This is a genomic window from Pseudomonas sp. EA_65y_Pfl2_P78, assembly GCF_963970495.1.
In the GTDB taxonomy this organism is placed as follows: Bacteria; Pseudomonadota; Gammaproteobacteria; order Pseudomonadales; family Pseudomonadaceae; genus Aquipseudomonas; species Aquipseudomonas baetica_A.
Window position 1 is genome coordinate 57,735 of record NZ_CAXAON010000007.1, and the last position, 14,441, is coordinate 72,175.

Below are 14,441 nucleotides of genomic sequence, written 5' to 3' on the forward strand. Positions count from 1 at the left end.
CATACACATGGGTGAAGACTGAACGCTTTTGACTCGCGCCGATACTGTAAGAACTAACAGGTGCAGAGTCGGCGCCGCCCAATTCAACTCAAAGATCCTCGATCAGGCTGTCGAGCCATGCATATTCAGTTTTGCTTCGATGCAACTCTTGCATGCTTTTTGTCGCGCAGATAATGCTGTCAGCATTATTGGCGGCCATGTGCGCGCGCATCTGCGGGTTTGCATTGAAGAGATCAACGGCCGTCTGAAGATCCGGAACGTCGCGCATTCCCAGGTAATGGCTGACCCCCGACAGGAACTCACTGTGGTCGTTCATAAAGACATTCAAATATTCGGCTGTCAGTCCACCGCGCATGATGACCTCGGAAACACCGCGCTCCGGAACGTCGTAAACGGTTAGCGGTTCCGACGTCAGAAAACCACGCGCCTCGACGCCCAGGTAGAAATAATCCGACGCGTTGGGTCCGATGGCCGCGAACCGATCGATTCTGTTGGTGTGCAACATTTCATGGCCCAGCGTCAGGCTCAACGCCCCGGCACGCAGGTATTTGCGATTGATGAACACCCGGCCATGGAAATCACCTTTGTACATCCAGGCCAAGTGATTGCCGGCAGTATCAACCCCCAGGAATTTATCGTCCCCCCAAAACCCTTGATACTCTTTGGAAACTGCCAATCCTCGCGAGACGCACTCAGAGAATCGCGGCGAAACGGTTTGGTGGTCGGTCCCAAAGTAGCTTTCGTAGACGGCATCGGCTTCCTGGTATTTCAGCGCGATTGCCCGACTGGCATCAGAGAACGTGCTTTGGACCACTCGCAACTCCGAGCGGATAATGGCTGCCTGCTCCGCAGGAAATTGCCGCAACCCACGCGCCACCAGAGTGGTGCCCGCGTCGAGTCCGAGCTCAAACACGTCATCCTTGCCGGTATGAATGCGGTCGCGTTCCAGTTTCCAGGTTTTGCTTTGCGGCTCGAAAAACAGTACCGGTCCCGAGGGCTCCAGTTCAGACAACAGGGTCGCTCGATACTCTCCGCTCGTCCGGTCTCGCCTGACCTGGGCGATCTTGCCGGGCGCGATATCGACGTACAGCCGCCCCTTGACCACCCTGAAGCCTTGAGCATTGGCCTCAGCCAGTTTCTCCGGAGGTTTCAACAGATAGTGTTCAAGTGTTTTAACCTCGGGGCGAATAGGCAAAATCCCGGCAGACAGCAACGGGGTAATCGTAACGGCCGGGACTGCAGGAACCGACGCGCCAGGGTCGCGGGCAACCTCCATGTGTGCTTGCTCCGCATCAGGGCGAAAATTCTTTATCGCAGGCCCATCTCCGTCCAGCGGATTGCCGGGTCTTCTGCGGGGTGAATCTACGTCTGCCGGGCTACGGATGGTCGACGAGGTAGTAGCGGGTTTGCGAACAATGCTCATGAAAAAATCCTTTTTTCTAAGTGAATCTCCCCTTAAAAAAAACCGGGCAGACATCGCGACAGTCGTCTATCGCGCAGGCGTCATTACATCCCGAAGCGGACAACGCGGTGCGGTACATATGTATTGCACAGACGTTGGGGTTTTATGCTTTGCCGTGAGTAGCGATTCACACCGAGAAGGAAAAATTTCGCACAGGAAAATCAGAGAACCTACAGGCCTGTTCCCTTTCCTTTGTCATCTGAAAGGCGCGGACCGGGCCAGGGTTTTTTCGGTCTGGCATTTGCTGAAGATGGCCAAGACGATGGTGGATCGTTCGATTGATTGTCTGGGGATGAAACCTTCTGGCTGAAGTACTTTGTCGCCAGTAAAACCGCTTTCGCGGGCAGGCTCGCACAGTCGGAATGCGTGCTCCTGTGTGTGGCGATGAGTTGCGCAGCAGCCCCCAGCCTGATGGCGTATATTCGCCAAACCTCCATCGCCCCACGCAGCCCAGCCATGAAGCAGACGCCCTCCGACCTTCAACAGATCACCGCCACCACCCTCGGCCACTACAACTCGGTGGCCGAAGACTTTCGCGAAGGCACGCGCGATCACGATGTCAGCCAGAACATTGATGCGCTGTTGCGGCACATTCAGGGTGCCGCGCCGTTCACCATTCTTGATTTCGGCTGCGGCCCAGGGCGGGATTTGCAGACGTTCACACGTTTGGGCCACGTCGCGGTCGGCCTCGACGGCTCGCAGGAGTTTGCGCGCATGGCCCGCGAGGACAGCGGTTGCGAGGTCTTGCAGCAGGACTTTTTGAAACTCGATCTGCCTTCAGAGCGCTTCGACGGTGTTTTCGCCAACGCCGTGCTCTTTCATGTGCCCTTGCAGGAGTTGCCACGGGTATTGCAGCAGTTGCGCAACGCACTGAAACCCGGTGGCGTGCTGTTCAGCTCCAATCCACGCGGGGATAACAGCGAGGGCTGGAACGGGCCGCGGTATGGCGCGTATCACGACCTTGAGGCGTGGCGCCGGTTGCTTACCACGGCCGGGTTCGTCGAACTGGAACATTACTTCCGCCCGGCCGGGCTGCCACGCGAGCAACAACCCTGGCTGGCCAGCGTCTGGCGCAAGGCCTGAGTCAGGGAGCAGCCTGCACCCGGTAGTGGCTGACGGCGCCGTCGGGCGTCAACACCGTGATGCTCTCGCCGGGCAAGGTCTGCCCCTGCACTTCACGCGATGCCTGATCAAAATTGGCCAGCAGTCGAGTGCCGTCTTCAAATGAAGTCTGCTGCACCTGCCGATCCTCGCTCAGCCATTGGAAACCGGTGAGTGCCTGAGTGGCCAGCCGCTCATGCAGCGGGCGGAAAAACGCATCCTGCCGCGCAATCAAAGGTAAGCGCTGCGCCAGCGTCGCCGCACTCAGGTGATACAGCGGCGGCACGTTGTAGAGCAACTGCGTGAGTTCGTTTTCTACCCGTACGTTGCTCAGCTTCAGGCTGTCGAACAACCAGTGATGCGTGGTGATGACCGAGCCGTGAAACACCGCCTGGTACAGCGGCAAACGGCTGGCCGGATCAAAGTGAATGCGTCGATACGGCGCTTTAATCGGCACCGGTTTGAAGAACACCGCCGGTTGCTCGGGTGGATACCATTGGCCCGTGAAGTATTCGGAGTCGCGGTTCTTGCTCATGTCGACATCACCCCATCCGATCACGGGCGTCTGCATACCATGGGCGAACAACACGCCCTGCGCCGTCGTCGCGTTGCCGTCCTCGGAACCGCTGGGCAGTTGCAGCGTTTCATTGATCCAGCGTGATGCCTGGACGTTACCTTCAGCGTTTTGCGCCTGGGTCATCGTCGAGCCCGGCCGATAGCTGTCGAACACCATGCCCGTGGCATAGGCGTCGAGGAACCAGCTGTTGAAACCAGCGGCAGCGCTGACCGCTTTGACTCGCTGCTCCAGCAACGGGCGCACGCAACGAGGATCGGTGTAATGGCCCGACTGCTGAAAGCCGGTTTTCGGCTCACCGCTTTGCAGCACGATGGCGCAGTCCACGTTGGCTTTGTCCCCCAGGTGCGCCGTCGTCCAGTCCGGGTTCTCGTCACGGCTCAGCGCCGTCTCGTAGGAGTCGTACGGTGCCATCAGATACCCCGCCGCCACGCCAGCGCGAACCGCCTCAGGATGCCAGAGTCCACCCTCCCAGCCTTCGCCGAGCCCCAGCCACAGGCGTGTCAGCCCGGCACTCTGCAAGCCTTTGATGGTATCGAGCGACAAGGTACTGCCCCAACGCTTAGGATCGTCCGTCAAGGCGTCAACAAACTCAGTGGCCAACTGCGCACGCAGCGCAGCGTACCCGTCGACCAGCGCTTGCATGTCGGGCTGCGCGCGGGCCTGCCAGGTTTTGCGCGCCTGCGTGGCCAGCGCACGGTTGAGACCGCGCAACAGGACGGTTTGCTGGTAGCGGTTGACCACCGTTTGGGTGGCGAGCAGTTGCAATGCCTCACGATCCATCCCGGCGCGCAGCGCGCTGGCGAGCTCGCCCTGGCCGCGTAACTGGCCAAGCAGTGCCGGCCAGTTACGCACATCCTTTGACCCCAGCAGATCATTGCCCCACAGGTAGACATGACTGGCACCCAACAACTTGCTGGCCTGCGGGGTTTTCTCAAGTTTGCTGTTCAGGGTTTCGTAGCGCCCGTTATCGATCAGCCATTGCCGGTAGCGCTTGGCCCCCGCCAACGGCTCGGCCGCGCCCAGGTACAGGCTGAAGGTCAGCGGCGTTGAAGGGGCGAGTGCAGTGAATTGGTGCCGCGCCGCCAACGCCAGCGTGTCGCCGTCAGCGCTGAACAGCAGTTGATTGTTGTAGGGGTTGGTCAGCAACCAGTTGAGGCTGAACCCATCATGCTCAACGCCCCACAGCGGCAGGCTCAGGTCCTGGGTCGTGTTGAATTCGCCCTGCCCCAGCAAAAACTGTCGCCACACCGGATCAGCCCGGGGCACGTAATGTCCTTCGGCCAGTGGCCAGATCAGGCCTTTGCCCATGGCGCTGCCGGGTTGGCGCAGGAACTCCAGTTCGGCGGGGTCGCGCGCGGTGATCGAGAAGGACAGGTCACGCTGATCGAGTTCTACGCTGAGCGACCAGGCGCCATCGTCCCATTGCCAATCGAGGCGATTGCCGCGTCTGACCAGTTGGCTGACCTTGTGCGCTTGCCCCCCCGATGATGCCTGCACGGTCGCGCTGTTGGCCGGGGTGACCCGTAACGCGAGCGTCGCGGGGTCGATCTGCACCTGCCACAGCGAGTTTTCCAACAGCGTTTCGGCCAGCGATGAGGGCGACAGGCACAGGCCGGCCATCAACAGCAGTTGGCGCAGCCAGCAAGCGACAGTCGACATCGGGTGTCCTCCTCCAAATGGAGGAGGGACGGTAACGCAATAAATCATGGTTGTAAGTCAGACCGTTCCCAAAGGTGTAACAGGCGCCCTCAACGGGCCGATGTTGAAGCGTCTTTCTTCGGCTCGCGAATCTTGTACCAGGCCACATACAGCGCCGGCAGGAACAGCAGCGTCAGCAGCGTCGCCACCACGATCCCGCCGATCATCGCGTACGCCATCGGCCCCCAGAACACTTCCCGGGCGATCGGGATCATGCCCATGCTCGCCGCCGCCGCAGTCAGCAGAATGGGCCGGCGTCGATGCTCGGTCGCCTCCACCACCGCATCCCACGGCGCATAGCCTTTGCTCTCGTACTCATCGATTTGCGTCACGAGGATCACCGAGTTACGGATGATGATGCCGATCAGCGCGAGAATCCCGAGGATCGCCACGAAGCCCATCGGCGTACCGGTCGGCACCAGCGCCAGCACCACGCCGATCAGCCCAAGCGGCGCGACACTGGCCACCAGAAACATCTTCTGCACGCTGTGCAACTGGATCATCAGGAAAGTCGCCATCAGGAACAGCATCAGCGGCAGAACCTTGGCTATCGGCCCCTGAGCTTTGCCGCTTTCTTCGACCGTACCGCCGGTGGCGACCTTGTAGCCCACCGGCAGTTTGTCGGCGAAGGCATCAATCGACGGTTTGAGCAGTTTCACCAGATCGGTCGGCTGGATTTCGTCGCGCACCGACGCCTTGATGGTGATGGTCGGCAAGCGGTCGCGACGCCACACCAGCGGTTGTTCCAGCTCATAACGCACCGTGGCGAATGCCAGCAATGGAATCGACGCGCCGTTGGGCGTGACGATCTGCAGGTTCTGCAGGGTTTCTGGCGTGCCCCGCTCGGAGTCCACCGCACGACCGACGACGTTGATCAGGTAGATATCATCATCGACCTGGGTCAATGGCGAGCCGCTGACGATGCTGTTCATCACGTTCGCCACGTCTTCGGACGACAGCCCGAGTTGGCGGGCCTTGTCCTGGGCGATGTCGATGCGCAGGACTTTGCCCGGCTCGTTCCAGTCATAGATGATCTCGCCGATGTGCGCGTTCTTGTCCAGTTCGGTGGCCAGGTCGATGGCGTGCTTGCGCACCTGATCGATGTCTTTGCCGCTGACCCGGTACTGGATCGGACGCCCGACCGGCGGGCCCATTTCCAGTGCCTGGACATAACTGCCGATGCCGACGAAATCTTTGCGCAAGCGCTCACGCAAGCGTTGACTCAAGGCCTCGCGTGATTCGAAATTTTTGCTGACGATCACCAGTTGTGCGTAGTACGGGTTTTGCAATTGCTGATCGAGCGGCAGATAGAAGCGGATCGCACCCTGACCGATATAAGTGCTCCAGCGCACGATGTCCGGATCACCCTTGAGGGTTTCTTCCAGTTTGTCGACGACCTTGCGGGTCTCGTTGATCGAGGCGTTCTGCGGCAGGTTCAAGTCGACCAGAATTTCCGGTCGATCCGAGGAGGGAAAGAACTGGTTCTGCACAAACCGCATGCAGAACACCGACAGCGCGAACAACAGCACGGTGATGCCGATCGCCCACCAGCGGTTGCGCATGCACCACAGCAGACCACCGTTGAAGGCCCGCCCGATACGCCCGGGCTCGGCCTCATGGGGTTTCACATTGGCGCTGAGAATGTGGACACCGATGACCGGCGCAAACAACACCGCCACCACCCACGACACCAGCATCGCCACCGCAATCACCGCAAACAGGGTGAAGGTGTATTCACCGGCCGAACTGGCGTTGAGACCGATCGGCACGAACCCGGCCACGGTCACCAGCGTACCGGTGAGCATCGGGAAAGCCGTCGAGGTATAGGCGAACGTGGCGGCCTGCTCCTTGGTCTCGCCCATCTCCAGGCGCGTGACCATCATCTCCACGGTGATCATCGCATCGTCCACCAGCAGGCCGAGGGCAATGATCAGTGCGCCAAGGGAGATCCGCTGCATGGTAATGCCGCTGTATTCCATGAACACAAACACCATCGCCAGCACCAGCGGAATCGAGCACGCCACCACCAGACCGGCGCGCACGCCGAGGCTGACGAAGCTCACGACCAAAACGATGATCACCGCTTCGAACAAAGCGCTGGTGAAACCGCCGACCGCCTCTTCCACCACCACGGCCTGATCGGACACGGTGTGAACGCCGACACCGACCGGCAAGTCTGCCGTGAGCTGATCGATGCGCTCGTGCAGGGCCTTGCCGAAGGCCTGAACGTTGCCGCCCTTCTGCATGGCAATGGCCAGCCCGATGGCCGGCTTGCCGTTGAAGCGGAACTCGGGCGTGGCCGGGTCGACGTAACCGCGACTGATGTCGGCGATGTCGGCCAGACGGTAGAAGCGGTCATTGAGCTTGAGATTCACCTCGGCCAGGTCTTTCTCCGAGGCGAACTGCCCCGAGGTCCGCACGGAAATCCGCTCCGGCCCGGCTTCGATCACCCCTGCCGGGGTCACCGCGTTTTGCGATTGCAGGCTTTGCACAACCTGACGCTGATCGATGCCCAGCGCCGCCAGTTTGCGCGTGGAGAAGTTCAGGTAGATCACTTCATCCTGCTGACCGACCATCTCGATCTTGCCCAGCCCCGGCACATCACGGATCTCCGCCCGGGCCTGTTCCACGTAGTCGCGCAACTGGCGCATCGTCAGGCCGTCGGTGGTAAACGCATACACCGAGCCGTAGACATCACCGAACTCATCGTTGAAACCAGGCCCTTGAATCCCTTTGGGAAACTGGCCGCGAATATCGTCGACTTTCTTGCGCACCTGGTACCAGATTTGCGGAATGTCCTTGGCACTGGTGGTGTCGCGCAGGTACACGTAGACCGTTGATTCACCCGGCCGCGTGTAGCTTTTCACGTAGTCGAGGGAGTCGAGTTCTTCGAGTTTTTTCTCGATGCGGTCGGTGACCTGCTTGAGGGTTTCCTCTTGGGTCGCGCCCGGCCATTTGGTCTGGATCACCATGGTCTTGATGGTGAACGAAGGGTCTTCTTCACGCCCCAGATTGAAGTACGAGAACACCCCCATGAGTAATCCGACGAACATCAGATACCAGACGAAAGACTGATGCTTGATGGCCCATTCGGAGAGGTTGAAAGAGCCTTTCATTGACTGTCCTCGTCAAGATTCACGGATTGTCCGGGTTTGAGGCTGTTGACGCCGGCGCTGACCACCTGCTCACCATTCTTCACACCGCCAGCCAGCACCACGGTGCCGTCGGTGCGACTGATCACGCGAACGTCGCGAGGGCTGACGGTTTTGCTTTGGGTGTCGATCACCCAGACGCGCGATTGGCCATCGACGTCCTGTATCGCCGTGGCGGGCAATTCGATGCGTGGTTTGATCGCCGAGCTGAGGGTCACGCTGATCGCCGTGCCGAGACGCAAACCGCTCGGGGTATCGGCCAGGGTCAAGCGTGCGCGGCGGGTGCGCGTAGCGCTTTGTGCCTGAGGCTCGATTTCGCGCAGGGTCGCTGTGGCGTTGATGCTCGGGTCGAGTTGCGCAGCGACCAGAAACACCACGTCGCGGGGGATCTGATCGACCAGGGTGTCGGGCAGGTCGATCACCGCTTCCTTGATATCGGGCTGCGCCAGGGTCACCACTTGCTGGCCGGCCGTCACCACTTGCCCGGCCTCGGCGTTCCACGCGGTGACCACGGCTTTGTGATCGGCGCGTAACTGGGTGTAGCCAAGTTGATCCTTGCTCTGATTGACCGCCGCCTGCGCCTGCTCCAGCGAAGCCTGGGTGGTTTTCAGATCCGTATTGGCGATGTCCAGTTGCGCTTGCGCACCGACCCCGCGATCAAACAGTGCTTGCTGACGCCTGGCGTTGGCCTGAGCGTTGATCAATTGCGCCCGGACCTGCGCCAGATCGCCCTGGGCTGAACGCAATTGGTTCTGCTGGTCGGAGGGGTCGAGGGTGGCGAGCAGCGTGCCCTTTTCAACCTCGGCGCCGACATCGACGTTACGGCTGGCGATGCGCCCGCCCACGCGAAAACCGGTGTTGCTCTCGTAACGCGCCTGAATGCTGCCGGCAAAACGCCCAAGGGTCTCCTCGTTCAGCGCTTGAACCCTGACCGACAGCACCGGACGCACCGGCTCCGTCGGCGGCTCGCTTTTCGAGCACGCGGCCAACAACACCGCCATGAACAACAGCCCCAGACGTTTCATGGCTGTGCTCCCGGTTGCAGATCCTTGTAAGTGTTTTCGGCAATCTCGACTTTGATGCCCGGATGCAACAACTGCCCACCGGCCACAATGACCTTCTCGCCGCCCTTGAGGCCGTCGCTGATGATGACTTTGCCGGTCAGGTATCGGCCGACCGTGACCGTGTGCAATTGCGCTTCACCTTGGTCGTCGACCATCCACACCGCCGGTTCACTGACTTTTTTCGTCAGCGCCGACCACGGCAGTTCCACCGCCGACGTGCCACTGCCCTTGGCAGTAGCGCTGACCACCGAACCGAGTTGCATGCCCGGCGGCAGGCTGTCGAGGGTCACTTTGACCTGCACCGTGCCGGACTGCGCCGACACCGCCGGCGTAATTTCGCGCACGGTGCCGGTGGTTTTGATCGCCGGGTTATCCAGCAGGCTGACCACAATCGAACGATCCGAAGGGCGCTCGGCCAGTAGCGACTCGTACACGTTGAACACCGCATCACGAGCACCGTCGCGGGCCAGCGTGAAGATCGGCGCAGTCGCCTGAACCACCTGGCCGACTTCGGCCTGACGCTCGGTGATGATGCCCGGTGCATCGGCAATCAATGAGGTGTAGCTGAGCTGATCTTTGGCATTGGCCAATTGCGCCTGCGCTGCGCTCAACGCACTTTGGCTACTGCGCAATGCCGCCTGCGCGGAATCGTATTCGCTCTGGCTGGTGTAACCCTTGGGCAACAGTTTCTGCTGACGCACGAACGCGGCCGCGGTCTGCTTGACCCGCGCCTGTTCGGCGGTCACTTGCGCCTGGGCGGAGTCGACATTGGTCTGCAAATCCTTGGGATCGAGTTTGGCCAACACTTGTCTGGCGCTGACGCGGTCACCGACATCGACCATGCGCTGGATGATCTTGCCACCGACCCGGAACGACAACTCGGTCTGCACCCGCGCCTGCACGTCACCGGTCAGGGTCACGGCGGCGGCGTATTCGGCGGGTTTCACCACTTGCACAAAGACCCGTGGCAAGTAGTCCTCAGGCGCTTCTTTCTTGCCGCAAGCGGTCAACAACGTGAACAGGCCCAGCATGACTGCTGTTTTCAATCCGGGACTCGCCATGCAGACTCCTTCCTGTGTACGAACGTGCAAGTGACGATACGACTGTGAGCTTAGAACAGGGTTCCGCGTCTGTATGCCCGATCCCTATACTCCCTGCGGTCGTTCACGGGGGCATTCCCACGCCGAGCGCCGGAACGATCAATGAGGAGCCCCATGCTCAAGACCCTCGCGGTGGCCAATTACCGCTCAATCAATAAATTGGTGATCCCGCTGGGCCGTCTGAACCTGATCACTGGCCCCAACGGCAGCGGCAAATCCAATCTCTATCGGGCCTTGCGCCTGTTGGCGGAGACCGCTCAGGGTGGCGTGGTCAACGCACTGGCCCGCGAAGGCGGACTGGACTCAACCTTCTGGGCCGGACCGGAAACCATCAGCCGGCGCATGCGCAACGGCGAAGTGGCGATCGAGCCGACGGTGCGCCAGGGCGTGAAGCGTCTGCGCCTGGGCTTTGCCGGGGAGGATTTCAGTTATTCGATTGCCCTCGGCTTGCCTGCGCCGACCCACTCCTGTTTCTCGCTTGATCCAGAAATCAAAAAGGAATGCATCTGGGCCGGGCCACTGTATCGCCCGGCCAGCCTGCTGGTGGATCGCGACGGCCCGATGATCCGCGCCCGCGACGGCCGCCGCTGGGACGTGCTGGCGCAACACACACCGAACTTCGACAGCCTGTTCGATCAGGTCGGCAACTTGCGCAGCTCACCGGAAGTGTTCCAGATGCGCGAATTCATTCGGCGCTGGCGCTTTTATGACCACTTTCGCAGCGATGCCGACGCCCCGGCGCGCCAGCCACAACTGGGCACGCGCACGCCGGTGTTGCATCACGATGGCCGGGATCTGGCGGCGGCGTTGCAGACCATCGTCGAAATCGGTGATCCCGAAGCGCTGCGCACCGCCATCAGCGATGCGTTTCCCGGCGCACGGCTCGACATCGCTCCGTTGGCGGGAGGACGTTTCGCCATCGAGTTTTATCAGGAAGGGTTGTTGCGACCGCTGTCGGCGGCGGAGTTGTCGGACGGAACGTTGCGCTATCTGCTGCTGGTCGCGGCATTGCTGACACCGCGACCGCCGTCACTGATGGTGCTCAACGAACCGGAAACCAGCCTGCACCCGGATCTGTTACCGGCGTTGGCACGCTTGATTATCCGCGCCTCTGAGCAGTCTCAGGTATGGGTGGTGTCCCATGCGCGGCGGTTGATATCAGCGTTGCAGCAAGACCCGGAGTGCAACTGCATCGTGCTGGAAAAGACGCTGGGCCAGACCGGGATTGTCGGGCAGCGAGTGCTGGATGAGCCGGCGTGGAATTGGCCTGACTGATGCTGATCCCCACGCGAACGGTTTTACGTGTTGGCGGAGAACAAATAACAAGGCTATTTTTCCTTTTGCTGTAGGAAGGATCTTTTTTTCAAAAAAGGCCTCCAAGGACGAACAGCTTTTGGCCAGACTCCCCCGGCCCAACCATCACAAGGAAGAGAATATGGCTGACTTAAAAGTGCCGCAGCGCCTGGATCCGCAGGACATCGTGAAATTGCTGGTGGCGTTGCGAAGGGCATTGAAGGCCCAGGCGGTCTGAGATCACGGTCAACAGCAACCTCACCCAGCCCTCTCTCGGTGGGCGAGGAAACTGAGCACACACAAAAACGCCGATGACTATTTCCAGCCATCGGCGTTTTCATATCCAAAACCTGGAAAGGGTTTGCCGAATCGTCAAATCAGAACGCCGGCAGTACCGCGCCGTTGTACTTCTTCTCGATGAACGCTTTGACTTGCGGGCTGGTCAGGGCAGCGGCCAGTTTCTTGATGGCGTCGCTGTTCTTGTTGTCCTCACGGGCCACCAGGAAGTTCACGTAAGGCGAGTCGGCGCCTTCGATCACCAGGGCGTCCTTGGTCGGGTTCAACTTGGCTTCCAACGCGTAGTTGGTATTGATCATGTCCAGATCAACTTCGTTCAGAACGCGCGGCAGCATGGCCGACTCCAGTTCCTTGAACTTGAAGTTATGCGGGTTCTTGGCGATGTCTTTTGGGGTCGCCAGGGCGTTTTTCGGGTCTTTCAGTTCGATCAGGCCAGCCTTCTGCAGCAGGATCAGCGCACGGCCGCTGTTGCTGCCTTCGTTCGGGATGGCGATGGTCGCGCCGTCAGGCAGTTCAGCCAGGGTTTTGTATTTGCTCGAGTAGCCACCGAACGGTTCAACGTGAACACCTTGCACGGTTACCAGGTACTTGGACTTGTCGTCCTTGTATTTGCCGGCGTTGAAGCTGTCCAGATAAGGCTTGGTCTGGAAGTAGTTGGCGTCCAGGCGCTTCTCGCCCACTTGCACGTTCGGCTGCACGTAGTCGGTGAAGACTTTGATTTCCAGATCCACGCCTTCTTTGGCGAGGGTCGGTTTGATCAGCTCAAGAATTTCAGCGTGTGGGACCGGCGTCGCCGCCACCACCAGTTTCTCGCCGGCCTGGGCCAGGGAAGCCGTCAGCGCAGCCGCCAATGCGGTAAACAACAGAACCTTTTTCATGCAGTGTCCTTATCGAAAATCACGGTCGTCATCGACGACGGCATCTAATAGCGGTGCCAGTGAAGGGCTATCACTGGCGTGAAGCGGACAATACCGGGATTTTTTATTCCCGGACAATAACGTTTATTCAGCTTCATATTCCATTTTGTTCATACAGAGTTACACGGCTCAAAGCCTCTCACTCAGGCTAATCAGCCACTCTTTCAATGCCTTGCGCTCGGCCACGCTGCCGCCAATGTCGATGTGCGTCACCAGCCGTTCGATCTGAAGCTGCGGCCCAGACGCCTCAGGCAGGTTCAGGTGCTGCGGCAAAATCTCGTCGCCGGTGCTCACCAGCAAGGCAAAGTGAATGACGTTTTCCAACTCGCGGGTGTTGCCCGGCCAATTGTGTTGCTCAAGTACATGCTGCGCCGCTGCGCTGATCAACGGCACCGGCAGACCCAGTCGCTGGCTATAAATGCCGAGAAAATATTCAGCCAGCGGCAGAATGTCGCCAATGCGTTCGCGCAGCGCCGGCAATGCCAACGGCCCCTCGCTGAGGTAGTGATAGAGCCGTTCGTGGAATTTCCCGGCGTCCACCGCTTGCGCCAGATCGATGCTGGTCGCGGCCACCAGACGCACATCCACCGAGCCTGACTGATGCGCACCGACGCGGGTGACTTCGTGGGTTTCCAGCGCGGCAAGCAATTTGATCTGGATCGGCAGCGGCAAGTCGCCGATTTCATCGAGGTACAAGGTGCCGCCATTGGCCGAACCGAACCAGCCTGCGCGACTGCTGGCCGAACCGCTGTAACTGCCGGCAGCGTAGCCGAACAGTTCAGCATCGGCGTAGGTCGGGCTGATCGCGCCGCAATTGACCGACACGAACAAGCCGCTGCGATCACTGGCGCGGTGGATGTGCCGGGCAAGCAACTCCTTGCCCGTTCCGGTCTCACCGCGAATCAATACTGAAATCGAACGCGAAGCCAGTTGCTCCAACTCTTCTCGCAACTGCCGCGAGCGCGGATCGACGAACACCAACGCCTTGGCGCGAATGCTCAGGGGGCTTTTTTCCGCATCGGGAAAGGTCAGCAATGGCTGACCGAACGTTTCAACACTCATGACTGACTCCCGCCCACAACCGCCAGGAGACGGGGGCGTTGCAAGAAACAGAAAAATCAGGCGCGACGTCGAGCGTTTTGTTCCATGCGGGTTTGCAGGCGATAGAGATAGGCAAAACCCTGTTCCCAACGCTGATGCCCGGATTTCACATTGATATGCCCGGCGCCAGCGAGAATCCCCGCCTCGGCGCCCCAGTTACGCGCCAGTTCCAGCGCTCGTGGCGCACTGACGGCGGCGTCGTTGTCGGAGCTGACGACCTGGCTTGGGAACGGCAGCAGATCACTCGGAATCGGCGCGAAGTTACGCAGCGCCGGCGCGCAGGTCGCACGCTCGACATCGGCCGGGGCGACCAGCAACGCACCGCGCACCTGAAGCAGGTATTGCAGCGGCGCAGTGGCGGCCCAGTGGGCAACGGTGATGCAGCCCAGGCTGTGCGCGATGAGGATGACGGGCGTGCTGTCGGCAGCAATCGCCTCGGCCAGTGCGCCAACCCAGTCCTCGCGGCGCGGGGTCAGCCAGTCGGTCTGCTCCACCCGTGCGCTGTTGGGCAGGCTGTTCTGCCAGTGGGTCTGCCAATGATCTTCTGGCGATCCTTGCCAGCCCGGCACAATCAGGTAGCGAATTGATTCGTTGTGCATGGGGGCGTTCTCCTGCGTGTCTGTTGCTGACCGAGTATAGGGAGGGGATTTATACCCGCGAAGGAATAAGAAGCTATTTA

General features: G+C 60.3%; 11 protein-coding genes. 3 read left to right on the forward strand and 8 right to left on the reverse strand.

What is annotated here, in order from left to right; all coding sequences use genetic code 11:
- Nucleotides 1-88: 88 nt before the first annotated feature.
- Nucleotides 89-1,423: a hypothetical protein gene (locus tag AACY02_RS08705; protein WP_339431583.1), complete on the reverse strand. Its 1,335-nt coding sequence runs from the start codon at nucleotides 1,421-1,423 to the stop codon at nucleotides 89-91.
- Here AACY02_RS08705 and AACY02_RS08710 point away from each other — a divergent pair.
- Nucleotides 1,422-1,772: a hypothetical protein gene (locus tag AACY02_RS08710; RefSeq protein ID WP_339431584.1), complete on the forward strand. Its 351-nt coding sequence runs from the start codon at nucleotides 1,422-1,424 to the stop codon at nucleotides 1,770-1,772. The two genes, AACY02_RS08705 and AACY02_RS08710, sit on opposite strands and share 2 nt — an antisense overlap.
- Before the next feature lie 146 nt (nucleotides 1,773-1,918).
- Nucleotides 1,919-2,545 (forward strand): class I SAM-dependent methyltransferase, encoded by a 627-nt coding sequence (locus AACY02_RS08715; protein WP_339431585.1) that lies wholly within the window; start codon nucleotides 1,919-1,921, stop codon nucleotides 2,543-2,545.
- A 1-nt stretch (nucleotide 2,546) separates the two neighbouring features.
- Here the strand turns inward: AACY02_RS08715 and AACY02_RS08720 are convergent, their stop codons facing one another.
- The 4 genes from AACY02_RS08720 to AACY02_RS08735 all read right to left on the reverse strand — a co-directional run bounded on the left by AACY02_RS08720 (nucleotide 2,547) and on the right by AACY02_RS08735 (nucleotide 10,115).
- Entirely contained in the window at nucleotides 2,547-4,799 is a 2,253-nt protein-coding gene (locus tag AACY02_RS08720; protein WP_339431586.1) for a glycoside hydrolase, read from the reverse strand.
- 89 nt (nucleotides 4,800-4,888) lie between these two features.
- A complete protein-coding gene (locus tag AACY02_RS08725) occupies nucleotides 4,889-7,954 on the reverse strand; it encodes an efflux RND transporter permease subunit (RefSeq protein WP_339431587.1) in 3,066 nt (1,021 codons plus the stop codon).
- A complete protein-coding gene (locus AACY02_RS08730; protein ID WP_339431588.1) occupies nucleotides 7,951-9,015 on the reverse strand; it encodes an efflux RND transporter periplasmic adaptor subunit in 1,065 nt (354 codons plus the stop codon). The genes AACY02_RS08725 and AACY02_RS08730 overlap by 4 nt, the downstream gene beginning before the upstream one ends.
- Complete coding sequence (locus AACY02_RS08735) at nucleotides 9,012-10,115, reverse strand: efflux RND transporter periplasmic adaptor subunit (protein ID WP_339431589.1); 1,104 nt, start codon at nucleotides 10,113-10,115, stop codon at nucleotides 9,012-9,014. Before AACY02_RS08735 ends, AACY02_RS08730 begins: the two co-directional genes overlap by 4 nt.
- 153 nt (nucleotides 10,116-10,268) lie before the next feature.
- Between AACY02_RS08735 and AACY02_RS08740 the strand changes: the two genes are divergently transcribed.
- Nucleotides 10,269-11,429, forward strand: a complete 1,161-nt coding sequence (locus tag AACY02_RS08740; RefSeq protein ID WP_339431590.1) for an AAA family ATPase — start codon at nucleotides 10,269-10,271, stop codon at nucleotides 11,427-11,429.
- A 395-nt stretch (nucleotides 11,430-11,824) separates the two neighbouring features.
- On the opposite strand, the gene AACY02_RS08745 is transcribed toward AACY02_RS08740, so the two are convergent.
- From AACY02_RS08745 to AACY02_RS08755, 3 genes are all read right to left on the reverse strand, one after another.
- Nucleotides 11,825-12,622 (reverse strand): MetQ/NlpA family ABC transporter substrate-binding protein, encoded by a 798-nt coding sequence (locus AACY02_RS08745; RefSeq protein ID WP_339431591.1) that lies wholly within the window; start codon nucleotides 12,620-12,622, stop codon nucleotides 11,825-11,827.
- A 168-nt stretch (nucleotides 12,623-12,790) separates the two neighbouring features.
- Nucleotides 12,791-13,723, reverse strand: a complete 933-nt coding sequence (locus tag AACY02_RS08750) for a sigma 54-interacting transcriptional regulator (protein ID WP_339431592.1) — start codon at nucleotides 13,721-13,723, stop codon at nucleotides 12,791-12,793.
- Between the two features lie 56 nt (nucleotides 13,724-13,779).
- Nucleotides 13,780-14,361 carry an alpha/beta hydrolase gene (locus AACY02_RS08755; RefSeq protein WP_339431593.1) on the reverse strand — a complete coding sequence of 194 codons (582 nt, stop codon included), beginning with the start codon at nucleotides 14,359-14,361 and terminating at the stop codon, nucleotides 13,780-13,782.
- Nucleotides 14,362-14,441: the final 80 nt, after the last annotated feature.